We start from the raw sequence: 21,934 nt of genomic DNA, 5'->3' as shown, positions 1-21,934 counted from the left end.
TTTCTATGATCATTTTTCTAATTGTTGCCCTAGCCATTGTTTTAGTACGGGCTTATTATATTCGTTTTGTCCCTGTCAAACAGGTAAAAGATATACCGTACCGTCAAGTAGCTGAAGGACATCAAATACTTGATGTACGGGATTACAATACAACCGGCTGTTTAGTTTATAATAGTAAGCATATTCCATACGGCTATTTACCACGTTTTTATAAACAAATCGAAAATCGCCCTGTCCATCTGATAGTAGAGAGTCAAATGGATTTAAATCTGGCTAGCCGCTTTTTACGAAAAAAAGGGTATAGTGTAAATAGCTACACGATGATGAAAAGACCGTGTAAAGTAAAAGGAATGATGTATAAGGAGGTGTAAAGTATGCATTCCCAGCTACAAAATGAGTATTTACAGCAAATTTATGAGCATATTCAAGATGGGATTATTATTATGAAGGAAAGCAGGGAAATCATTATGATGAACCCTGCTGCACAACGCTTAACTGGTTGGCAAAAAGGTGATTTTGTGCCGTATTGTTCTTATTGTATGACTCGTAAAAGGGAGCAGAGTGAACCAACATGCTATTTAATTGCAAACAATGAAGTGCCTTCATTTTTATCGGAAATGCCCATTTATCATGGTCGAAAGATTGATGTCGAAATGAGCACAGCCGCTATTTATGCTAATGAAAATACAGGGGAAACAGAATATTTACTTGTCTTACGTGATCAGGAAACATTAAAAAAAGCACAAGAGGCTGCCATTAATAAAAAAATGATTCGAGCATTAATCGAAGCAAAGGAATCAGAACATAAACGCTTAGCACAAGAACTACATGATGGAGTTGGCCAATCTTTATTTTCGGTATCTATTGCGCTACAAGCGATTGAATCTTTTGTACAAGATAATGCGCAGTTGAATGAGTATATTTCCGAGGTGCGTGCGGAACTGCAAAAAGTTATGAATGACATTAACGCATACTCTCACCAATTACGACCGCACAGTTTAGACCAATTAGGTTTAGAGCCGACTATTCAGGCGACAATTGATGCGATAAAAAAACAAATAACGGGTTTAGATATTCAATTAACGACACGTGGTCTTGATCGATGTGACCCAGCAGTTGAGATTAATTTATATCGAATTACACAAGAAGCATTGCATAATATTATTAAATATGCAAAAGCAACCCAAGTGCATATCCATATTAAAAAGGACAATACGCATATTTATATGACCATTCAAGATAATGGGATTGGCTTTGAACGGGACAAAATTCAAAATGCAGGGCTAGGGTTAAAGCATATGGAGGAACGGGTCGATCAGTTGGGTGGTACTTGTTCAATTCTGTCCAAAGTAGGACAAGGGACATGTATCGATATCGTCATTCCAAGATGGAGGCCGCAATATGATTAAAATATTACTTGTCGATGACCATGTTTTAATACGGAAGGGCATTGCGCTCCTTTTAGGGAATTATTCAGATATGACAGTTGTAGGAGAGGCAAGTGATGGAGAAGAGGCGATTCAGCTTGCCTACCAGACTGAGCCGAATGTGATTTTAATGGATATATCGATTCCAAATGGGTTGGACGGATTTACTGCGACAAAGGAAATTAAAAAAAATTTACCTGACACGAAAATAATTATGCTGACAATGCATAATGAGATAGCCTATATTCAACAAGCGATGGAAGTAGGAGCAGATGGCTATATTTTAAAAAATAGTCAAGGTGGCGAAATGTACGAAGCGATTCAAAGTGTCTATACAGGCCGTCGCTACTATGAAGTGGGCTTACCAAAAGGTCAACTAGAAAAGTTATTTAAGAAAAAAGGTAAAAACAATGCCGATATCTTATCTACACGTGAGCAGGAAATTGTTCGATTAACCATTTTAGGATTTACGAATATGCAAATTTCAGAAAAGCTATTTATTAGTGCTAAAACGGTAGAAAACCATAAAGCCAACATTATGCAAAAGCTAAATTTAAAAAGCAAGGCAGAGCTTATTCAATACGGTATTACAAATAAGTATATTACGTAGCATACGTGGGCTGCCCAATAAAGTCTTTTTCTTTCTAAAGTCTGACGTTTTGTAATGGAACAACCTTCTATATATCTTCCCTGAGCGATAAAGCAATCTGCTTTATCGCTTTTTCTATGCTAGGGTGTTATATCTATCGTTTTCCTCCTCTTATCGACAATAAATAATCGCCTTTTCTTCTGAAGGATAGGGGCTTCCCCCTATATTTTTAAAGCAATTCACACTCTATACTTAAAGAAAATAAGGTAGAAAGAAGGTGTGACGATGGAGTTTTCATTCATCGTTGTCATATTTTTAATTGGTTTTGTCGGATCATTCGTATCAGGAATGGTAGGCGTTGGGGGATCCATTATTAAATACCCTATGCTTTTATATATTCCACCATTATTTGGGTTAGCAGCTTTCAGTGCACATGAAGTATCCGGTATTAGTGCTATTCAAGTGTTTTTTGCATCGATTGCAGGAGTATGGGCATATCGCAAAAGTGGCTATTTAAACAAATCGCTAATTCTTACTATGGGTACGGCAATTTTAATAGGTAGCTTTATCGGTAGTTTTGGATCGAGCATGTTACCAGAAGCAGCAGTAAATATTGTATATGGTGTTTTAGCCTTAATTGCTGCTGTTATGATGTTTATTCCGAAAAAGCAAATTGACGATAAGCAGTTAGATCAGATTACATTTAGTAAACCATTAGCAGCGGGTTTAGCGTTTGTCGTTGGGATTGGTTCAGGGATTGTTGGAGCAGCAGGTGGATTTTTATTAGTACCAATCTTACTTGTTGTCTTGAAAATCCCAACACGTATGACGATTGCCACTAGCTTAGCGATAACATTTATTTCATCAATCGGTGGAACAGTAGGGAAAATTATGACAGGTCAAATCGACTATGGGCCAGCAGCAATCATGATTGTGGCAAGTTTACTTGCAGCTCCACTTGGCGCAAAAATAGGTGGCAAGCTCAATACAAAAGCACTACAAGCAATTTTAGCAGTATTAATTTTAGGTACAGCTATTAAAACATGGTTAGATATTTTGTAAGTAGTGAAGGTTAAAAATTACATGCTCGTATTGCAACGAGTGGTGATGATGCCACAACCAGATGCTCATTAGATATGAGTATCTGGGCTTTTTTTATGTAGGAATAATGAAGGTGGAAAAAGGGTTTTTTCAGGTAGCAGCGGACTGCTCGATGCCTATCCCAGTGGCTGATGGCTTTCTACGTTAAATTTTCAAGAGAAACATGTCCCTATTTTTACAAATAGCTGTATATATTGTGTAGAAAGGGGGTGTTACGGATGGCAAAAACCCAATTATTAGATGCATCACTTCGCTTAAAGTATGTGGTGGGACATACTGAAACAAATAAGCCGAAATTTGTAATTAAAACCTACCGTAATGTAAACGACACGCATACACCAACAGCGTTAGTAACGGTAGCGAAAGCGATTGCGAGTCTTTCATCAAAGCCACTTGACAGTATTAGTAAGCAAGAAATAACAGAATTGTCGTCATTACAATAAAAAGGAGGTAGGACTGATGGCAAAAGTTTTAGAGTTGCAATTTCATACAGCATTAGGAAAAACGGCGACGATTGCCATTGATGCACCGAAGCCACATGTTACATCTGCTGAAATTCAACAAGTGATGCAAACAATCATTATGAGTAATGTATTTGGTGGACAAGCAGGTGCTTTGGTTGGCATAAAAGGTGCACGTATGATTGATCGTCAAGTTTCAGCGTTTAACATGAACGAATGAATGAAATGGTCTTTGCAGTTGTTGCAAAGACCATTTTTAAGACAAGCAAAGCATGTCGAAAGGAGAGGGCAGTATGGAACAATGGCTGACAATGTTATCTGATATTGGTTTTCCTATCCTCATGTCGTTTTACTTATTACATCGAGTAGAGGTTAAGCTTGATGCGATTCATGATGTGATTGTTTCACTTAAGTGAAGTTGACTTCACAAAGATGTACGAAAGCTGTCACGACAGGTGGTTGTCAACGCTTACATCATTCGATAAGATGGGGGTAGTGTAAGTAGGGAGTGTGTAAAGATGAAAAATAAAGTAATGGGGTTTGTACTACTATTGACTTTAGTGACTGTACTTAGTGCATGCGGGAACGCAAAGTTTAAAGCTGATTATAGTTTGGAAATGCAGGATTTTGAACATATTAATCAACGAGGAGAAACTGTTTCACTAGACAGTTTAAAAGGGAAACCTTGGTTGGGCATGTATATATTTACGAATTGTAATTCAGTTTGTCCACCAATGACGTTTAACATGACGCAAGTGCAAGAAAAGCTGAAGAAAAAAGGGATAGAGGATTATAATATTGTCGCTTTTTCAGTAGACCCTGAGGTGGATACGCCGGAAGTACTAGCTGATTATTTAACGAGATACACTGTACCTGACGAATCTAAATGGAATCTCCTTACAGGATATTCACAGTCATATATTGAGCAATATGCAGTGAAATCAACAAAATTACTTGTCAAAGACGACCCGAATTCAGATCAAGTAATCCACGGTATTCAGTTTTTCTTAGTGGATAAAGACGGAATTCTTGTAAAACAATATGACGGATACGCAAAAGATGCAAACGATGTTCCAATCGATACAATTGTTTCGGATTTAGAAACGTATATAGATGAAAACTTATAACATGATAAGCTAGTGCTACATTGACATAGCGCTAGCTTTTTTGTAGCATGATGACAATACTTCGCGGGTATTTAAGGTTAAATCGCGGGTATTTCATGATTTTTCGCGGGTATTCAGTGGTAAATCGCGGGTAATACCATGCTTTCCGCGGGTATTAACTTGTATCCACAGAGAAATAGTTTGAGAATTGGGAATTGTTTGGGTGACAGGCACAAGGGGGAGGTAATTAGAAATGAGCATAGGTGAAACATATTTAAAAGCTGTACGAGAAAGATTTAAAACGATTAAAGCGGACGGTGATAAAGCGATCGCACAATTAGATATTGAGCAATTGCACTGGGCTTTCAATGAAGAGTCCAATAGTATTGCAGTCATTGTCAAACATGTAAGTGGCAACATGATTTCAAGATGGACAGACTTTTTAACGACAGATGGAGAAAAAACAACAAGAAATCGTGATGAAGAATTTATTGATAGTATTGATACTAAAGAAGAGCTACTAACTATTTGGGAAAAGGGTTGGCAAGTCTTCTTAGATTCACTACTAAGCTTAACCGAGATGGATTTAATGGCACATGTTTTCATAAGAGGGCAACAACATACAGTGATTGATGCGATAGAAAGACAGATGGCCCATTATGCAGCACATGTTGGGCAAATTATCTATGTTGGGAAGCAAATAAAAGGGGAAGAATGGAAAACATTGAGTATTCCAAGAGGACAATCGCAGCTATTTACAGAAGCGATGAAAAAAAGCTAATTTTTAATTTTCAAAATTGTTTGGGTGTCAGGCACCAAAAAAGGGCACGAAAAAACGCCATTCCTTCAAGTAATCCTTGAGGGAATGGCGTTTTCTTATGAGCGATGATCTTCCCAACAGTCTGTATTTTTCAAACCTGGGATGGACTTTGCGTAAAATACAGGATTTTTGCCTGCTTTTCGTTGTAGTGTAAAATCATCTAATACACGGAAAGCTATTTTACCAAGTATCATAATTACCGTAATATTGATGAGCGCCATAAGACCCATAAATAAATCCGCTAAGTTCCAAACAAGTTGAACTTGTGCTACTGAGCCGAACATTACCATGGCCAGCACAAGTAGACGATAAACGGTCATCCAGCTTTTATGAGCATTGATAAACTCAATATTGGATTCACCGTAATAATAGTTACCAATAACAGAACTGAATGCGAAGAAAATAATACTAATGGCGATAAAATAAGGAGCCCAGTCACCAACATGCACTGCTAGAGAATTTTGTGTAAGAACGATTCCATTACTTTCACCTGTTTTATATAAGCCCGCTAAAATAATGATAAATGCAGTGGCAGAACAAATCATAATTGTATCAAAAAATACGCCTAAACTTTGCACAAGTCCTTGTTTAGCAGGATGTGATGTATTGGCAGTTGCTGCTGCATTCGGCACACTCCCCATACCAGCTTCATTGGAAAATAAGCCTCGACGAACACCTTGCATAATGGCTACCCCAATGGCACCGCCCGCAGCTTCTTGAAGGCCGAACGCTTGAGAGAAAATAAGTTTAAATACAGTTGGGATTTCCCCTAAATTTGTTACAACGACATAAAGTGCAACGAGTAAATAAAAGACGGCCATTACAGGTACAATTACTTGTGTAAATTTAACAATTCTATGTACACCACCGAAAATGATCATAGCCGTTAACACTACTAATACAATGCCGATAATAAAAGGTCTAATATTAAATGCTTCACCTACAGAAGTCGCAATCGTATTAGACTGTACTGCGTTAAAAATAAAGCCAAAGCTTAATGTTAAAAGGATACTAAAAACAATCCCTAACTTTCTATGACCTAATGCCTTTTCTATATAATAGGCAGGGCCACCACGAAAAGTATCGCCGTCTTTTACTTTATACACTTGAGCAAGTGTACTTTCAATAAAAGCGGTTGCCATACCAAGAATGGCAATAATCCACATCCAAAATACGGCACCAGGACCACCGACACCTATAGCAAGTGCAACACCTGTTATATTACCCGTACCTACACGAGACGCTGCGCTAATCGTGAAAGCTTGGAACGGAGAAACCCCCGACTCACCATCTCTTTTTTCTGTTATTAAACGAAACATTTCTGGGAAAAGACGTACTTGTACAAATTTAGAGCCAAATGAAAAATATAATCCAGCAGCTAATAATAATATGATTAAAAGATACGTCCATAGAATATTATTTGTATTATCTACTATATTTGATATCCACTCCATTTATATTCCTCCTTTTTTTAATAAGTTTTAGTCTACACTCTTTTTTTATAAAATATCAAATTTTTAAAAATTCTTAATAATAAAAAGATATTTTTCTCGAAATGATTTGCTGTGTGGTGGTAATATATAGGAAAGGTAAAATGGATACAGTTCACCGTTGTGGTAACACAATACTTTTTCCAAATTAGTATTCAACTTGCTTTTTCTTTTATACCTTTAATTTGAATACATGAAAATGTATCGAGAGCAGTTTATTTAAAAATGACGATTAATAGAATAGGGAGTGGATGATGTGAAAACGATTGGCTTAATTGGTGGTATGAGCTGGGAATCTTCAGCTATGTATTATCGCCTTCTAAATGAGCAAGTGAAGCAACAAAAGGGTGGTTTACATTCGGCAAAATGCATTTTATATAGTGTCGATTTTCAAGAAATTGAATACTATCAAGCAAATGAACAATGGCAAAATGCAGGAGAAATACTAGGAGAGGCTGCTTGGTCTTTAGAAAAAGCAGGTGCCGATTTCATTGTGATCTGTACGAATACAATGCATAAGGTCATAGAATTTATGGAAGCGCGTTTGACTATTCCAATTTTACATATTGCCGATGCAACAGCCGTTCAAATTCAACAGGCTGGTCTGCAAACGATTGCGTTGCTTGGCACAAAATATACAATGGAGCAAGATTTTTATAAACATAGAATTGAACAGTTTGGCATAAATGTAATGGTGCCAAACGCGGATGAACGAACAATGGTTAATCAAATTATTTATGAGGAATTATGTTTAGGGAAGATTGAACCAACTTCAAAAGAAAGCTATTTACAAATTATTGAGCGCCTTGTGAAATCAGGTGCGCAAGGAATTATTTTAGGTTGTACGGAGATTGGTTTACTAATACAACAAGAAGATGTCCAAGTCCCTGTTTTCGACACGACTATTATTCATGCGCTTGCTGCTGTAGAACATGCATTAAAAGAGTAAAAAGCATTGAGAAGGGGTGAAAAAATGACACAAAAAGTGCGGGAGTTGGGTATGGTCATTGGCACATTACCAGTCGGTAAAAAAAATTGCATTACGGATGTACAAGGTGTTCAAGTTGGGCATGTCACACTGGATGAAAAGCTAGATGATGTGGGGGCATATGCATGTACTGGGGTGACGGCGATTTTACCACATGGTGGCAATTTGTTTCAACAAAAAGTTACAGGTGCTAGTTATGTGCTAAATGGTTTCGGCAAAACGACAGGACTCGTGCAAGTCAATGAACTAGGTGTTATTGAAGCTCCTATTATGCTAACAAATACGTTTGGGGTGCCCGCAGTAACGCAAGGAACATTGCAATATATGTTAAATACTAATCAGGATATTGGTCTTTCTACAGGGACAATTAATTTGGTTGTTGGGGAATGTAATGATAGTTATTTAAATTCGATTCGAGCTTGCCCAATCACACCAGAGCACGCGCTCCAAGCAATTCGTAATGCGTCCGAAAATACCGCTAAAGAAGGTGCAGTTGGAGCGGGAAAAGGCATGATTTGTTTCGGCTATAAGGGCGGAATAGGTTCTGCATCGCGCATAGTGACTCTAGAACAAGATAAAATTAGCTATACGGTGGGGATTATCGTGCTAAGTAATTTCGGTCATAGCTCAGAGTTTATAGCTGAGCGTTACAATCTGCCAAATCCTAATAGCAATGCTGCGTTCTCACCAACAGATGGTTCCATTATTATTGTGTTAGCAACAGATGCACCGCTTAGTAGTCGCCAATTAACACGTGTTATTAAACGTTGTGGTATAGGGCTTGGACGAACAGGTAGCCATTTTTCTCATGGAAGTGGTGATATAGTCATCGGCTTTACAACGGCACACCATATTGCGCATCATTCGTCCCAACATTTGGAGACACGTATACAGCTACGTGAGGATCATCCTATTATGAATCATTTATTTACCGCTGCTGCGGAAGCAACAGAAGAAGCTATTTTAAATTCCCTGTCACAAGCGCAAACAACAACGGGTCGAGACGGACACGTAGTAGAAGCCTATTCATTTAAAAAATAAACGAAAAGCTATTGAACATTCGAATGTTTCAATAGCTTTTTTGTTTACATGTTGAAAGCTTGCCAAAAAAGCAGTCTCTATAGTGTTTTCTTTTTAGTGTAAATACACCTGATAATCATCTAATACATACATCAACTCTTATGCTATCCACGCGGTACTATTTTACTAACTAGAAAGTCGGGTAACTGGATATGTTGCTTCAAGAGGTACATTCTTTACCTAACATTCCTAGCATAATGTGTAAGGGCAATGCTACTGTAGAATGAAAAAAATCAGAGCAGATTGCACTTATTTCAAGCAATGAAACTAGGTTTACGTCCAGAAAAAGAAAAAGTTCAATGAAGAGCTCAGACGCATGCCGCAATTCTAGATGCAATTATCAAGGCGAATGGATGGGTTCTTTTGTTGCAACGCTTCTACAAATGCCTGTCTATCTATTGGGAAATCTGAATGGTTTTATATTTTTCGTAATAGATTTCTATGCGATGAACGGAAAGTGATGGTGCCACAAAGGATTCGTTGTATGCCGATTGGATTTCATTTTAATAAGCCCATACGGTATTTGGAGTGTATCAGTTCGATTTTGTAGCGAGTATTGAACCATATTGTTCTTAATAATTACCATGGTATCACCTCCATAAAAACTTCCCTTTCATTAAGATATTTGGGCAATCATGTCTATTTTTAAAGTTTACTTAATCGCTAAAGTCGTATAAAAAAATAAATGTTTCGACCATATATTGTAGTGTTTAAGCGCTGCATAGCAAATTTTGTATAACGATTAGATAATAACCATTATTATGTAATTATTGTTTTTTTATCTAGTCAACTATGAAGCGGTGTGTTAATATTCAATGAAAATACTGAATTATCTAACAATTTAACATTCTTTACGATAAAAGGTGATGCGAATGCATGAAAAATTATTGCTGCTAATTGCACACGAGACACCGACAAATCCATCCAATCCTATTGTGCTTAACAGTTGTGAGCCATTGATGAACATTGACCACCTACACCCAAGAATCTTTACCCAGCCCGTGTACTATAAGCAACAAATTGCTAGTAGCTTACAATCCATTTACTTGCGCCAAGCAGTATATGAACGATTACAACAAGCTTTATTACTATTACCTGAAAACTATAGTTTCATTGTCTATGACGGGTACCGACCGCTACAAGTGCAACAATATTTATTTACACATTTTGCTGCGCAACTCAAAGACCAACACCCAAACTTCACAAAAGAAGAAATTTTTAACAAGACATTAAAGTTTGTCGCTTTTCCAAGGGAGGGGCAAGAGCATCTACTACCACATTTAACGGGAGGTGCCATTGATTTAACGCTCGCAAATAGTAAAGGGAAAGCGTTAAATCTTGGGACAGCATTTGATGAGCTTAGTGAGAAATCTGCGACCCGTTATTTTGAACAGCATCCTAATGAAAATAAGGAAGCCTGTGTTCATCGGCGTCTTTTGTATCACTGTATGACGGCAGTTGGCTTTACGAATTATGCTGAGGAATGGTGGCATTATGATTTACACAATATAGCTTGGGCAAGAAGGATAAATGCCAAACAAGCTTTTTACGGTGCAATAGAGGCACACATTGATGACAATTTGATAAAGGAGTATCGATATTTATGAAAGTCTATATTAGTGCAGATATTGAAGGCATTACAGGCACAACATCTTGGAGTGAAACGGAACTGAATGCGCCTGACTATTATTTTTTTCAAAAGCAGATGACGAAGGAAGTGGAGGCAGCAATTGAAGGTGCCATTTTAGGAGGCGCCACAGAAATTTTACTAAAGGATGCGCATGATTCAGCTCGTAATCTTGATATTTCGAATTTGCCAGTTAATTGTAAGGTCATTCGCGGATGGACATATGATCCGATGTGTATGGTAGCCGGACTTGATAGTAGTTTTGATCGTGCTATTTTCATCGGCTATCACAGTAAAGGAGGCAGTGAACGTAATCCATTAGCACACACGCTATGTGTTACTGCTGATATTAAAATTAATGGTGAATACGCAAGTGAGTTTCTTATCAATACGTATGCCGCTGCTTTACATGGTGTTCCTGTTTCATTTGTTAGTGGAGATGTTGGACTAACAGAAGAAATTCAATCCTTCAATCGCAATATTGTGACATTTGCTACCAAGGAAGGGGTGGGGAATGCCACAATAAGTGTCAGTCCTCAATTGGCAATTGCTGAAACGAAACGACTTGTGGAAGCCTCTATGAAGGTCTCCCGAGATGACTTACAAGTGACATTGCCTCAGCGATTTATAGTGGAAATAATTTACCGTGACCATACACGCGCTTACCGCAATTCCTTTTATCCAAATGCAACGTTTAAGCCCCACAACACGGTTGAATTTGTCACGGATGATTATTTTGAAGTACTTCGAATTTTACAGTTCTTAACTTAAGAATAGACTGTAGGTGAATGCATGAAGATTAAAGATATTGTTGTTGCAACAGTAGAAGCCCCCCTTATTGTGCCATTTAAAACAGCATTAAGAACCGTGCGTAGCATTGAAAATATTGCCGTTTACGTTCATAGTGAGCACGGACAAATTGGCATAGGTGAGGCTGCGCCAACTGCTGTTATTACAGGGGAAACTTTAGGTTCGATTAGAGATGCTATTGAACACTATATTAAGCCGGCCATAGTAGGTATGGATTTACAAGAAATAGCCGTTGTGATGGAGCGAATGGACAACAGTATTTATCAAAATACGAGTGCGAAAGCGGCGGTAGATATGGCGCTTTATGATTTATTGGCACAGCATCACAAGACGCCATTGTATAAATTATTAGGGGGCTATCGCAAGGCATTAACAACAGATATTACAATTAGCGTGAATAGTGTAGCGGACATGATAAAAGATAGCCTATCAGCGGTTGAACGTGGCTTTCAAATATTGAAGGTCAAGGTTGGCAAGGATCCAGCGACAGATGTCCAGCGCGTGACGGCTATACGGGATGCAGTAGGCAAAGCCATTACATTACGTGTAGATGCCAATCAAGGGTGGACGCCAAAAGAAGCGGTTCGGATAATTCGTGCACTTGAAGATGCAAATAGCAATATCGAATTAGTGGAACAGCCTGTGCACTATGCTGATTTAACGGGTATGCAATATGTAACAGCCAATACGTTGACAAATATATTGGCTGATGAAAGTGTCTTTTCGGCAAAAGATGCCCTCACTATTATCGAACGACGTGCTGCTGATTTCATCAATATTAAATTAATGAAAACAGGTGGCATTTTTCATGCGCAAAAGATTTGCCATATTGCAGAAGCGCATGGCATTGCTTGTATGATGGGCTGCATGCTTGAAACAAAAATTAGTGTGAGTGCGGCTGCACATTTTGCTGCATCACAAAAAAATATCACAATGATAGATTTAGACGGACCAAGTTTATGTTTGAAAGATCCTATTGCAGGTGGTCCTATTTTTAACAATGATCGAATCACAATGACGGATGAAAATGGAATAGGATTTTCAAGATAAAAATACGTAGGGGGATGCTTATGAGGAAAAGGAAATGGTTTCTTTTAGTATGTCTAGTCGTCTTTCTTTGTGCAGCCTGTAGTAATGATTCTTCTGATGAGAAAAAATCAGAGTATCGGGTCGTTTATTCAGGTGAGATTAAAACATTAAACTATTTAAAAACCTCTGAAACAAATGAATTTGCTGTAGCTGCCAATTTAGTGGATGGCCTCATTGAATATGATAAGTATGGGATTGTGCAACCAGGCTTAGCGAAAGAATGGTCGTCAAATGAAGATGCGACTGTTTGGACATTTAAGCTACGTGATGATGTAAAATGGGTTACCCATAATGGAAAGGAATATGCAGATTTAGTGGCACAAGACTTTGTGGATGGTTTGCAGTATGTGCTCGATGCAAAAAATGAATCTTCGACCGTCTGGAGTGCCATGGTAGTCAAAAATGGGGAGGCGTTTTATAACGGTGAGCTAACTGATTTTTCAAAAGTGGGCATCAAAGCAATCGATCAACATACGGTTGAATACACGCTGGAGGCTCCTACACCTTATTTTCTGTCGATGTTGAACTATGTATGTTTCTTCCCTGTAAATGGGAAGTTTTTAACGGAAAAGGGCGAGCAATTTGGAACTACACATGAAAATTTCTTGTATAACGGTGCCTATCTATTAGACAAATTCGAACCTCAAAATGAGCGTGTTCTTGTAAAAAATGATACGTATTGGGATAAAGACAACGTGCTGATTGATCGCATTCGGTATAAATATAACAAAGAAGCAGCAACCGTTGCGCCCGAACTATTTTTACGGGGCGAAATCGACACAGCAACCATTCCTACTTCGATCATTGACGAATGGCTGAAGGATGATAAGAAAAAATCCCAAGTACGTCAAACGCAAAATAATTTTTATTCGTATTTTTATGCCCTAAACTTTGACCCGCAATTCGCTGCGGAATATGAACCTGAAAACTGGAAGATTGCCGTTAATAATAAAGATTTCAGAAAATCGCTTTTCCATGGGCTTGATCGTGTATCAGCGATGCTAACGGTGGAACCATTCAACCCTCAAGATTTACTAAGCAATACGATCACACCGAAAAACTTTGTTGATGTTGAAGGAGTCGACTATACACAACTTGATTCATTAGCGGCGATTACAAACAATGATTCTTTTAATAAAGATTTAGCTTTACAGTATAGGGACAAAGCGAAGGCGGCATTAGAAGGGAAAGCGACTTTCCCAGTAAAGGTATTAATGCCATATAACGCCGGAATGCCTGACTGGGCCAATCGTACCCAAGTCATTGAACAACAAGTCGAAAAATTATTAGGTACTGACTATGTGGATATTATCGTTGAAGCAGGTCCTTCGACAGGTTTCTTATCAGAAGTTCGACGCCCTGGTAAATTTGCATTACTAGAAGCGAACTGGGGGCCAGATTATGCAGACCCGTCAACGTATACAGAACCATTTAGTGTGGATGGTACTTACAATAAGCCAGAATTAGCTGAAGGCTATAAGGAAGCAAATGGTCAAACTGTTTACTTAAATTTATTAGAAAAGGCGAAAGCGACAATCGATACGGCCGAGCGTTATAACCTTTTTGCTCAAGCAGAAGCTTTCTTAATTGAAGAGGCCTTTGTTATTCCATACTCTGTAGGTGGTAGCGGTTATGTTGCTTCAAAATTAAATCCATTTGAAGCCCAGTACTCACCATTTGGTGTGACAGCAGAGAAGTTTAAAGGACAGCAAGTGTTAGCAAAGCCAATGAGTAATGATGACTTTAAGAAAGCATTGGCACAGTGGGAGCAAGAACGTATGGATGCATTGGCGAACGCAGCCAAATAAAAGAAAGGAATAATCATTGCCAAAATGCAATCCGTAGGCGTATAGTGGTGATTTTTTAATATCGAGGAGATGACCGAAAATGCTGATTCGGCATCTCCTTCCTGCTTTTGTAACAGTTTTACTGGAGGGAGGATGCTTAAATGCTTTGGTATGTAGGAAAGCGCTTGTTACAATCCATTGTTACGCTATTTATTATTATCACAATTGTGTTCTCATTACTACGATTAATGCCAGAAGAAGGCTACTTAGGGGCAGCGGCAGAGAAAATGTCACCCGCACAAAAAGAAGTGTATTTAACGAATTTAGGATTACGTGATCCATTGCTTGTTCAATTGGGGAATTTTTATACGGATTTATTGCAAGGTGATTTAGGCAAATCCGTTACATATCGTACGGATGTGCCTGTTGTGACAATTATTGCAGATAAAATCATGTATTCATTGTTCTTTGGGTTAGGAGCAGTTGGCATATCGCTGTTGATCGGTGTACCGCTCGGAATATTAATGGCACAAATGAAGGGGCGCTGGCTGGATCGGTTAGGAACTGGCTATATAGTTTTTGTCGTTGCAGTACCAGCAGCAGTGTATTACTTAGTTATTCAAATGTATATTACAGATATTTTCCGTTTGCCGATGTTGTTTGATGAATATAAGCCAATCACCTGGCTATTACCGCTTACTTCGATGGCGTTAGCACCGACTGCTTCCTATGCGATGTGGATGCGCCGGTACATGGTAGATGAATTAAACAAAGATTACATTAAGCTTGCACGTGCGAAAGGCGTGAAAGAGCGTACCTTAATGTTTAGTCATGTATTACGCAATGCTTTTATTCCAATGGCACAATATTTGCCCGCAACGATTCTTTTTACCATTACAGGCTCCATTTATATCGAATCTTTATATTCTATTCCAGGGATGGGTGGATTACTCGTGGATGCTATTCAACGACAGGATAATACGATTGTACAAGGTTTAGTACTAGTTTTTTCATCACTTGGCATTATTGGCTTAATTTTAGGTGATATTGCGATGGCACTCGTGGACCCACGGATTAAATTAGGGAAAGGGGAGAGTGTGCGCTAATGAGCATGTATACAGAGGAAATCGATCATATATCAGACAAGTCCCGTGCACAACTATTTGACTTTGTAGAAGCGACTGATGGTCAGGCAGAAGACACCGCCTACTCCAATTATTCTTATTGGCGCTCCACTTGGAAATCATTTTTAAAAAATCGAGGGGCTGTTTTCTTATTAGTAATGGTTTGCATTATTGTGGCGTTCACCATTTTTCAGCCGTATTTGCCAGCACAAAAATCTCCGACCGAAATCTATCTCGATGACCAAACGGGATTACAGGCACGTAATATTGCCCCCAATGCCGAGTTTTGGTTTGGTACAAACTCCATTGGACAAGATTTATGGTCCCGAATTTGGGCTGGCACAAGGACCTCGTTAATGATTGGCTGTGTGGTCGCATTGGTGGAAGCGTTTATCGGCATTACAATCGGAACACTGTGGGGCTTTTCTCGTAAGCTAGAAATGCCGATTACACAGCTTTATAACGTTGTAGATAATATCCCGACAACAATTGTCCTTATTTTAATGTCTTATATTTTACGTCCGAGCATTTCCACCATAATCATTGCTATGTGCATTACGGGGTGGGTAGAAATGGCGCGCTTTATTCGAAATCAAATCGTAATTTTACGAGATCGGGAATACAATTTAGCATCGAAATGTTTGGGGACATCAGATTATCGAATTATTGTAAAAAATTTATTACCTTACTTAATCTCAGTTATTATGCTTCGCATGAGTTTAGCGATTCCGTTTGCGATTGGCGCAGAAGTGTTTTTAACATATATCGGTTTAGGGCTACCAATTAGTGAACCATCATTAGGGAATTTAATTAATGAAGGGCGTGTCTTGATGATGTCACCTGATTTAAGGTATCAGTTAATTTTCCCAAGTATTGTACTAAGTATTATTACGATAGCATTTTATATTATTGGGAATGCATTTGCAGATGCAGCAGATCCAAAAAATCATGTATAGAAGGGAGATAATTGTTTGTGAAGCAAATAAATTCCCGTATTTTAACGATTGAAAACTTAGTCATTACATTTACACTACGAGGGCAAGTACTAACAGCTATTAGGGGAATCTCTCTTGATTTATATAAAGGAGAAAGTCTAGCCATTGTTGGTGAATCAGGTTCAGGAAAATCCGTTCTAATGAAATCAATTATGGGCTTGCTCGATAAAAATGGTTCGATTGCCCAAGGTCAAATTATATACAATGGTATGGATTTAGCGCTATTTAACACAGAACAACAATGGTTAACTATTCGAGGAAAAGAAATCGCAATCGTTACACAAGATCCGATGACATCATTGAATCCATTGAAAACGATTGGCAAACAAATTGAGGAATGCGTGGTGTTACACCAAGGGCTCAAGGGCAAAGCAGCTTATACTGAAACACTTAAATTATTAACCGACGTCGGTATTGGTGATATAGAGAAACGCTACAAGCAATACCCTCATGAATTTTCAGGAGGCATGCGGCAACGAATTGTGATTGCTATTGCGCTCGCGTGTAAACCGAAAATTTTAATTTGTGATGAGCCAACAACCGCATTGGACGTAACTATACAAGCACAAATTTTGCAACTTCTAAAAAGCCTTCAGCAAAAATATAGCTTAACAATCGTTTATATTACACATGATTTAGGCGTTGTAGCAAAAGTTGCGGACCGTATCGCGGTCATGTATGCAGGGGACATACTCGAAGTTGGTCGTACACATGAAGTGTTTTTTAATGGAAAACATCCGTATACATGGGCGCTTCTTTCGTCACTACCACAACTTGGGTTAAAAGGGCAACCGCTTTATTCGATTAAGGGGACGCCACCCAATCTTTTTAAAAAAATTAAAGGTGATGCGTTTGCCCCGCGCAATCCATTTGCTTTAAAAATTGATTACGAAGTACGTCCGCCATTTTTTCAAGTAAGCGATACACATTTCGCGCGCACTTGGCTGTTGGATCCCCGTGCGCCCAAAGTGGAGCCTCCAGCAGCGTTACAAGCTTTTTTTGAAGAAGGGAGGCAGTACGCCAATGAGCGATAAAGAAGTGTTATTAGAAGTGAAAAATTTGCACATTGTGTTTGGTAAAGGCAAACATAAATTTGTGGCAATAGATGATGTCAGCTTTCATATTTATAAAGGTGAAACATTCGGATTAGTTGGCGAGTCGGGCTCTGGGAAAACGACTATTGGCCGCGCTATAATGCGCATCAATGAAGTAACGAGTGGTCAAATATTGTACCGTGGAAAGAACATTAACGGTAAAATCTCGAAGGATTGGGACAAACAAATAACGCAAAAAATCCAAATGATTTTTCAAGACCCGATGGCTTCGCTTAATGAACGGGCAAAGGTGGATTATATTATATCGGAAGGTCTGATTAATACGAAAAACTTTAAAGATGAAGCGGAGCGTCAGCAAAAAGTACAAAACGCACTTTTAGATGTTGGCTTATTACCCGAGTTCGCGAGTCGCTTTCCGCATGAATTTTCTGGCGGTCAGCGTCAACGGATTGGCATTGCACGTGCATTAGTAATGGAGCCAGAGTTTATTATTGCGGATGAACCAATTTCAGCCCTCGACGTATCGATACGAGCGCAAGTGCTCAATTTATTATCGACGATTCAACAACGAAACAACTTAACCTATTTATTTATTGCCCATGATTTATCAATTGTTCGATTTATTACAGACCGTACGGCAGTCATTTATAAAGGCAAAATTGTGGAGTTAGCAGAGACCGAAAAACTTTTTTCTAATCCAATTCACCCGTACACAAGAGCATTGTTATCAGCAGTGCCAGAACCCAATCCGTATAAGGAGCGAGAAAAGGTCGTAGAAATTTACAACCCGTTACAGCATCAATATGAGCTAGCGCCTCCTTCATTTACAGAAATAGAAGAAGGGCATTATGTTTTAGCTAATGAAGCGGAAATAGCCAATTATCGTACATTACGAAAAGTAGAGGTGAGCGAATGATTGTGCCTAAAGCTTTGCTAAAAGGGGATACGATTGGTCTACTTAGTGCTTCTGGTGCTATACCACCAGAAAAGCTAGCTCCCGCCATTGCTAGTATTGAGAAACTTGGTTTTAACGTCATTGTGGGGGAAACATGTCGTGTTAGACATGGATATTTAGCTGGTTCAGACGAACTGCGCGCATATGATGTCAATGAAATGTTCCGCAATCCCCATGTGAACGGCATTTTTTGTATTCGTGGAGGATACGGGGCAACGAAAATTTTACCAAGACTAGATTATGAGATGATACAAGCAAATCCCAAAGTATTCGCAGGCTATAGCGATGTGACTGCACTACATATCGCCTTTAATCAAAATTGTAATTTAGTGACGTATCATACACCAATGCCTTCAACAGAATTTATTCAACAAAATATGGATCATTATACATGGAATTCATTTTTGAATTGTGTGATGGCAACAGATACCATGCCGTTTCTGTTGGAAAATCCTCCACAGCAACCAATGACTACACTCCTAACAGGGACTGCAACAGGTCAACTCGTTGGGGGCAATTTAACATTGATTACAGCGTCACTTGGCACGCCATATGAAATTGATACAAAAGGTAAAATTTTATTTTTAGAAGATATAGATGAGAGTGAGCAGCGTATAGATCGCATGCTGACACAGTTAAAATTAGCTGGGAAGCTTGATGATGCAGTAGGTTTACTATTAGGGGCATGGACAAATTGCGGGCCTGAAAACCCGAAGCAGCCAGAACATAGCTTATCCTTAAACACCATTTTTAAGGAAATCTTAACACCTTTGAAGAAACCTATTTTATCAAATCTTGCTTGTGGTCACTGTTTACCAACGATGTCACTGCCTTTAGGTCGTATCGTAACCATAGATGCGGGAACGCAAAACATTACAGTGGTAGGGTAGGTGCATGATGCAGCCAACGATTCAACGTATTATACAGGAAGCTCCATATAAAGTGCATATGTTTGTAAAAGATTTTAAGACAAATGACTTTGTTATCAACGAGCGTCTAGATGAAGCTTTTTCCAGTGCTAGCTTAATTAAAGTGCCTATACTCATTGCTGTTTTCGATTATATAGATGTATGCGATATACCTATCAATCAAGTAATAGCCATTAGCCCTAGCGATTGGGTTGATTTTAGTGTGATTAGTGAACAGCGAGTAACATCCTGCACAATCTATGAACTGTGCGTTTGGATGATTACGACAAGTGATAATACTGCGACAAATGTGTTAATTGATGTAATCGGTATGGAAGCGCTAAATAAGTACTTTCATAAAATCGGACTGACCCATACACAATTACAAAGAAAAATGATGGACTTTGAGCGACTTGCAAAAGGCATTGATAATATAACAACAGCGCGCGATATGGCGCATCTATTTAGCCAAATTTATAGGCAAAATCTGCTATCTCCAGTGTTAAGCCAGCTTGCTATTGATATCTTGTGTCGTCAGCGTTTTCATGAATGCTTGCGCCGTTACATCGTCGATGATGTGACAATCGCCCATAAAACAGGTGGTCTTGATACCGTTGACCATGATGTTGGTATTGTTTACAGTCACGTACAAGATTATGGTATTGGCGTTTTTATCTCAGAGGTCAAGCAAAATGATGTCGCTCGACAATTAATCGGTCGTCTTTCAAAGGTAGTCTATGACAAGATGATAGGAGTGAAAGGAGAGACAACATGAACGCAATTGTCATTGCTATGATGGCTAATCTTTATGCTGAACCCAATCGTCATGCCGAGCTTGTTGATGAAATACTTTACGGTATGCCTGTTCAAATTATAGAAGAATTAGAAAATGATTGGCTGTATGTTCGCACTGCCTATCGCTATGAAGGTTATTGTCAGCGAAAGCATGTCCTTTTCGATGATGCGATTACAAATACATGGATTCAAAAGGCTCAACATGTTATTGGACAGCGTTTCGCAGATGTTTTACAAGAACCGAAAATACAAAGCACCAAAATCATCACATTGGTAAAAGGTTCTATTTTATACAATGTAGATTCCGACACGACATCAAACACGCCATGGACTGCCGTTCAATTAGCGACGGGCGAAATTGGCTATTTACGTTCACAATGGTTGCATCCTAAAATTGCTGAACATACTTTTGAAGAGCATGCGTTTCGAGAAAATGTTGTACAAACAGCACTAAGCTATATAGCCACACCGTATCGTTGGGGAGGTAAGTCACCGCTAGGCATAGATTGTTCAGGCTTATGTTCGATGGCTTATCTGCTAAATGGCGTAATTATTTTCCGAGATGCTAGAATTGTAGAAGGTTTTCCAATTAAGGAGATAACAATTGATCGTATGCAAAAAGGAGATTTGCTATTTTTCCCAGGGCATGTAGCACTGTATCTAGGGCAGACTCTTTATGTTCATGCCTCACTTGGTGGCAATGAGGTCAATGTCAATAGCCTTGATGAACAACATCCGTTATATCGCCAAGATTTAGCAACGACTATTACCGCAATCGGAAGCTTGTTTTAAATGTATGTAATACTTGAAGAAAAATGGATGCAAAAAAACGAGGCATTTGACGGTAGTTGCATCGTCGAATACCTCGCCTTGTGTATGTTTACGCTAATATTGATAAATATTTAACTGTTGTCCAGCTTCAATATTATCTGAACGCAATTGATTCCATTGTTTAATGGATGTTACTTTAACATTATGCGTCTGTGCGATATGCATCAGCGAGTCACCATCCGCAACTGTAATGGTTTTTTTATTTTTTACAGGGCTGTCGTATTGTTGTAAGTCGTACTTCGCAATTAGACTATTTAACTTTTCATTGTAAGTTGAATCTGTTGCGTAAGAGCCTGTTAAAAATTTTGTCGCATCTGCATAGGATGTTGTGTTGCTTTTAAAGACACCTGTATAAAAATTTTTGTTCCAAGATACACCATTGCGGAGTAATTGGACATAATCCTTCATGGATTCTTCGTAGGAAGGATATTTGCGGAATTCAGCCATCACTGTTGTCATATTACCAGAGCCATCATCCTCAACTGTTTCAAGTGTCACGGAATCATTTTGAAATTTGCCTTTCATACCAAATAAATTGTTGTTAGGAGTGGAACTAAGACCACTTTGCCCATGCTTACTTTCTAAAATGGCTTGCGCAATCATGACAGATGCATATAAGTCATTTTCAGCACCGAGTTGTCGTGCTGTTTCTGCAATAGAGCCAATAAATTCTTCCACACTTGGGCCTTCATCTACATATTTTTGAACGGCAGTGTCGGTTGGCTTCAATAGCTGAATCAAAAAATAAGTGGAAATACTGATAACAGACGCTATGACAATCATTCCGATTAATAGTTTTTTGAATAATCTCATGTAGTTATAGATGTTGAATCTATGCAACACCTTCCTCCTTTCTTTTCTCTTAAAAAATCGCTTACTCTTTTCATATTGTAAAA

General features: G+C 38.6%; 26 protein-coding genes. 22 read left to right on the top strand and 4 right to left on the bottom strand.

Annotation, left to right across the window (positions count from 1 at the left end; genetic code table 11):
* Nucleotides 1–5 precede the first annotated feature (5 nt).
* From FC748_RS08255 to FC748_RS08215, 9 genes are all read left to right on the top strand, one after another.
* Nucleotides 6–371, top strand: coding sequence for a rhodanese-like domain-containing protein (locus tag FC748_RS08255; protein ID WP_107894222.1), 366 nt, complete (start codon nt 6–8; stop codon nt 369–371).
* A gap of 3 nt (nt 372–374) precedes the next feature.
* A complete protein-coding gene (locus tag FC748_RS08250) occupies nt 375–1,409 on the top strand; it encodes an ATP-binding protein (protein WP_024363565.1) in 1,035 nt (344 codons plus the stop codon).
* The gene (locus FC748_RS08245; RefSeq protein WP_024363566.1) at nt 1,402–2,037 is read left to right on the top strand and encodes a response regulator transcription factor; all 636 of its coding nucleotides are present in this window, start codon (nt 1,402–1,404) and stop codon (nt 2,035–2,037) included. The genes FC748_RS08250 and FC748_RS08245 overlap by 8 nt, the downstream gene beginning before the upstream one ends.
* Before the next feature lie 264 nt (nt 2,038–2,301).
* Nucleotides 2,302–3,078 (top strand): sulfite exporter TauE/SafE family protein, encoded by a 777-nt coding sequence (locus FC748_RS08240; protein ID WP_024363567.1) that lies wholly within the window; start codon nt 2,302–2,304, stop codon nt 3,076–3,078.
* A 257-nt stretch (nt 3,079–3,335) separates the two neighbouring features.
* Complete coding sequence (locus tag FC748_RS08235) at nt 3,336–3,560, top strand: DUF1659 domain-containing protein (protein ID WP_024363568.1); 225 nt, start codon at nt 3,336–3,338, stop codon at nt 3,558–3,560.
* A 16-nt stretch (nt 3,561–3,576) separates the two neighbouring features.
* Nucleotides 3,577–3,798 (top strand): DUF2922 domain-containing protein, encoded by a 222-nt coding sequence (locus FC748_RS08230; RefSeq protein ID WP_025219290.1) that lies wholly within the window; start codon nt 3,577–3,579, stop codon nt 3,796–3,798.
* A gap of 73 nt (nt 3,799–3,871) precedes the next feature.
* Complete coding sequence (locus FC748_RS08225; protein ID WP_080653352.1) at nt 3,872–3,994, top strand: YvrJ family protein; 123 nt, start codon at nt 3,872–3,874, stop codon at nt 3,992–3,994.
* A gap of 102 nt (nt 3,995–4,096) precedes the next feature.
* Complete coding sequence (locus FC748_RS08220) at nt 4,097–4,705, top strand: SCO family protein (protein ID WP_107894227.1); 609 nt, start codon at nt 4,097–4,099, stop codon at nt 4,703–4,705.
* A gap of 232 nt (nt 4,706–4,937) precedes the next feature.
* Nucleotides 4,938–5,465 carry a DUF1572 family protein gene (locus tag FC748_RS08215; protein ID WP_108030569.1) on the top strand — a complete coding sequence of 176 codons (528 nt, stop codon included), beginning with the start codon at nt 4,938–4,940 and terminating at the stop codon, nt 5,463–5,465.
* Nucleotides 5,466–5,560: 95 nt separating this feature from the next.
* Here FC748_RS08215 and FC748_RS08210 read toward each other — a convergent pair whose 3' ends face one another.
* The gene (locus tag FC748_RS08210) at nt 5,561–6,958 is read right to left on the bottom strand and encodes an alanine/glycine:cation symporter family protein (protein WP_024363572.1); all 1,398 of its coding nucleotides are present in this window, start codon (nt 6,956–6,958) and stop codon (nt 5,561–5,563) included.
* Between the two features lie 292 nt (nt 6,959–7,250).
* Between FC748_RS08210 and FC748_RS08205 the strand changes: the two genes are divergently transcribed.
* Nucleotides 7,251–7,943: an aspartate/glutamate racemase family protein gene (locus tag FC748_RS08205; protein ID WP_108030570.1), complete on the top strand. Its 693-nt coding sequence runs from the start codon at nt 7,251–7,253 to the stop codon at nt 7,941–7,943.
* A gap of 24 nt (nt 7,944–7,967) precedes the next feature.
* Entirely contained in the window at nt 7,968–9,023 is a 1,056-nt protein-coding gene (locus tag FC748_RS08200) for a DmpA family aminopeptidase (RefSeq protein WP_108030571.1), read from the top strand.
* Between the two features lie 434 nt (nt 9,024–9,457).
* Here FC748_RS08200 and FC748_RS22550 read toward each other — a convergent pair whose 3' ends face one another.
* The gene (locus tag FC748_RS22550; protein ID WP_420798349.1) at nt 9,458–9,532 is read right to left on the bottom strand and encodes a hypothetical protein; all 75 of its coding nucleotides are present in this window, start codon (nt 9,530–9,532) and stop codon (nt 9,458–9,460) included.
* Nucleotides 9,502–9,648 (bottom strand): hypothetical protein, encoded by a 147-nt coding sequence (locus FC748_RS22285; RefSeq protein ID WP_238600191.1) that lies wholly within the window; start codon nt 9,646–9,648, stop codon nt 9,502–9,504. Before FC748_RS22285 ends, FC748_RS22550 begins: the two co-directional genes overlap by 31 nt.
* Nucleotides 9,649–9,934: 286 nt before the next feature.
* On the opposite strand from FC748_RS22285, the gene FC748_RS08190 reads away from it, so the two are divergent.
* The 11 genes from FC748_RS08190 (at nt 9,935) to FC748_RS08140 (ending at nt 20,999) form a co-directional block, all read left to right on the top strand.
* Nucleotides 9,935–10,669, top strand: coding sequence for a M15 family metallopeptidase (locus tag FC748_RS08190; RefSeq protein WP_238600192.1), 735 nt, complete (start codon nt 9,935–9,937; stop codon nt 10,667–10,669).
* Nucleotides 10,666–11,460, top strand: coding sequence for a M55 family metallopeptidase (locus FC748_RS08185; RefSeq protein ID WP_108030572.1), 795 nt, complete (start codon nt 10,666–10,668; stop codon nt 11,458–11,460). Before FC748_RS08190 ends, FC748_RS08185 begins: the two co-directional genes overlap by 4 nt.
* Nucleotides 11,461–11,481: 21 nt before the next feature.
* On the top strand, nt 11,482–12,549 hold the full coding sequence (locus tag FC748_RS08180; protein ID WP_108030573.1) for a dipeptide epimerase: 1,068 nt from the start codon (nt 11,482–11,484) through the stop codon (nt 12,547–12,549).
* A 20-nt stretch (nt 12,550–12,569) separates the two neighbouring features.
* A complete protein-coding gene (locus tag FC748_RS08175; protein WP_108030574.1) occupies nt 12,570–14,396 on the top strand; it encodes a peptide ABC transporter substrate-binding protein in 1,827 nt (608 codons plus the stop codon).
* 140 nt (nt 14,397–14,536) lie between these two features.
* Nucleotides 14,537–15,481 carry an ABC transporter permease gene (locus FC748_RS08170; RefSeq protein ID WP_108030575.1) on the top strand — a complete coding sequence of 315 codons (945 nt, stop codon included), beginning with the start codon at nt 14,537–14,539 and terminating at the stop codon, nt 15,479–15,481.
* On the top strand, nt 15,481–16,455 hold the full coding sequence (locus tag FC748_RS08165; RefSeq protein ID WP_108030576.1) for an ABC transporter permease: 975 nt from the start codon (nt 15,481–15,483) through the stop codon (nt 16,453–16,455). The genes FC748_RS08170 and FC748_RS08165 overlap by 1 nt, the downstream gene beginning before the upstream one ends.
* A 17-nt stretch (nt 16,456–16,472) precedes the next feature.
* A complete protein-coding gene (locus FC748_RS08160; protein ID WP_274519750.1) occupies nt 16,473–17,528 on the top strand; it encodes an ABC transporter ATP-binding protein in 1,056 nt (351 codons plus the stop codon).
* Complete coding sequence (locus FC748_RS08155) at nt 17,518–18,465, top strand: ATP-binding cassette domain-containing protein (protein ID WP_108030577.1); 948 nt, start codon at nt 17,518–17,520, stop codon at nt 18,463–18,465. Before FC748_RS08160 ends, FC748_RS08155 begins: the two co-directional genes overlap by 11 nt.
* On the top strand, nt 18,462–19,394 hold the full coding sequence (locus FC748_RS08150; protein ID WP_108030578.1) for a S66 peptidase family protein: 933 nt from the start codon (nt 18,462–18,464) through the stop codon (nt 19,392–19,394). Before FC748_RS08155 ends, FC748_RS08150 begins: the two co-directional genes overlap by 4 nt.
* A 4-nt stretch (nt 19,395–19,398) precedes the next feature.
* Complete coding sequence (locus FC748_RS08145; RefSeq protein ID WP_233433797.1) at nt 19,399–20,187, top strand: serine hydrolase; 789 nt, start codon at nt 19,399–19,401, stop codon at nt 20,185–20,187.
* On the top strand, nt 20,184–20,999 hold the full coding sequence (locus FC748_RS08140; RefSeq protein ID WP_024363585.1) for an SH3 domain-containing C40 family peptidase: 816 nt from the start codon (nt 20,184–20,186) through the stop codon (nt 20,997–20,999). The genes FC748_RS08145 and FC748_RS08140 overlap by 4 nt, the downstream gene beginning before the upstream one ends.
* Before the next feature lie 93 nt (nt 21,000–21,092).
* Here FC748_RS08140 and FC748_RS08135 read toward each other — a convergent pair whose 3' ends face one another.
* Nucleotides 21,093–21,878: a glucosaminidase domain-containing protein gene (locus tag FC748_RS08135; RefSeq protein ID WP_244311196.1), complete on the bottom strand. Its 786-nt coding sequence runs from the start codon at nt 21,876–21,878 to the stop codon at nt 21,093–21,095.
* Between the last annotated feature and the right edge of the window lie 56 nt (nt 21,879–21,934).

Origin of the sequence: Lysinibacillus sphaericus, from assembly GCF_005217585.1 — a bacterium.
In the GTDB taxonomy this organism is placed as follows: Bacteria; Bacillota; Bacilli; order Bacillales_A; family Planococcaceae; genus Lysinibacillus; species Lysinibacillus sphaericus.
Note: the sequence above shows the minus strand (reverse complement) of the source record. Positions and strands in the feature narration are given on the sequence as shown.

Excerpts from the sequence above, each read along its gene's own strand:
- FC748_RS08255 (WP_107894222.1), top strand. The coding sequence starts at position 6 with ATGATCATTTTTCTAATTGTTGCCCTAGCCATTGTTTTAGTACGGGCT.
- FC748_RS08250 (WP_024363565.1), top strand. The coding sequence starts at position 375 with ATGCATTCCCAGCTACAAAATGAGTATTTACAGCAAATTTATGAGCAT.
- FC748_RS08245 (WP_024363566.1), top strand. The coding sequence starts at position 1,402 with ATGATTAAAATATTACTTGTCGATGACCATGTTTTAATACGGAAGGGC.
- FC748_RS08240 (WP_024363567.1), top strand. The coding sequence starts at position 2,302 with ATGGAGTTTTCATTCATCGTTGTCATATTTTTAATTGGTTTTGTCGGA.
- FC748_RS08235 (WP_024363568.1), top strand. The coding sequence starts at position 3,336 with ATGGCAAAAACCCAATTATTAGATGCATCACTTCGCTTAAAGTATGTG.
- FC748_RS08230 (WP_025219290.1), top strand. The coding sequence starts at position 3,577 with ATGGCAAAAGTTTTAGAGTTGCAATTTCATACAGCATTAGGAAAAACG.
- FC748_RS08225 (WP_080653352.1), top strand. The coding sequence starts at position 3,872 with ATGGAACAATGGCTGACAATGTTATCTGATATTGGTTTTCCTATCCTC.
- FC748_RS08220 (WP_107894227.1), top strand. The coding sequence starts at position 4,097 with ATGAAAAATAAAGTAATGGGGTTTGTACTACTATTGACTTTAGTGACT.
- FC748_RS08215 (WP_108030569.1), top strand. The coding sequence starts at position 4,938 with ATGAGCATAGGTGAAACATATTTAAAAGCTGTACGAGAAAGATTTAAA.
- FC748_RS08210 (WP_024363572.1), bottom strand. The coding sequence starts at position 6,958 with ATGGAGTGGATATCAAATATAGTAGATAATACAAATAATATTCTATGG.
- FC748_RS08200 (WP_108030571.1), top strand. The coding sequence starts at position 7,968 with ATGACACAAAAAGTGCGGGAGTTGGGTATGGTCATTGGCACATTACCA.
- FC748_RS22285 (WP_238600191.1), bottom strand. The coding sequence starts at position 9,648 with ATGGTAATTATTAAGAACAATATGGTTCAATACTCGCTACAAAATCGA.
- FC748_RS08190 (WP_238600192.1), top strand. The coding sequence starts at position 9,935 with ATGCATGAAAAATTATTGCTGCTAATTGCACACGAGACACCGACAAAT.
- FC748_RS08185 (WP_108030572.1), top strand. The coding sequence starts at position 10,666 with ATGAAAGTCTATATTAGTGCAGATATTGAAGGCATTACAGGCACAACA.
- FC748_RS08180 (WP_108030573.1), top strand. The coding sequence starts at position 11,482 with ATGAAGATTAAAGATATTGTTGTTGCAACAGTAGAAGCCCCCCTTATT.
- FC748_RS08175 (WP_108030574.1), top strand. The coding sequence starts at position 12,570 with ATGAGGAAAAGGAAATGGTTTCTTTTAGTATGTCTAGTCGTCTTTCTT.
- FC748_RS08170 (WP_108030575.1), top strand. The coding sequence starts at position 14,537 with ATGCTTTGGTATGTAGGAAAGCGCTTGTTACAATCCATTGTTACGCTA.
- FC748_RS08165 (WP_108030576.1), top strand. The coding sequence starts at position 15,481 with ATGAGCATGTATACAGAGGAAATCGATCATATATCAGACAAGTCCCGT.
- FC748_RS08155 (WP_108030577.1), top strand. The coding sequence starts at position 17,518 with ATGAGCGATAAAGAAGTGTTATTAGAAGTGAAAAATTTGCACATTGTG.
- FC748_RS08150 (WP_108030578.1), top strand. The coding sequence starts at position 18,462 with ATGATTGTGCCTAAAGCTTTGCTAAAAGGGGATACGATTGGTCTACTT.
- FC748_RS08145 (WP_233433797.1), top strand. The coding sequence starts at position 19,399 with ATGATGCAGCCAACGATTCAACGTATTATACAGGAAGCTCCATATAAA.
- FC748_RS08140 (WP_024363585.1), top strand. The coding sequence starts at position 20,184 with ATGAACGCAATTGTCATTGCTATGATGGCTAATCTTTATGCTGAACCC.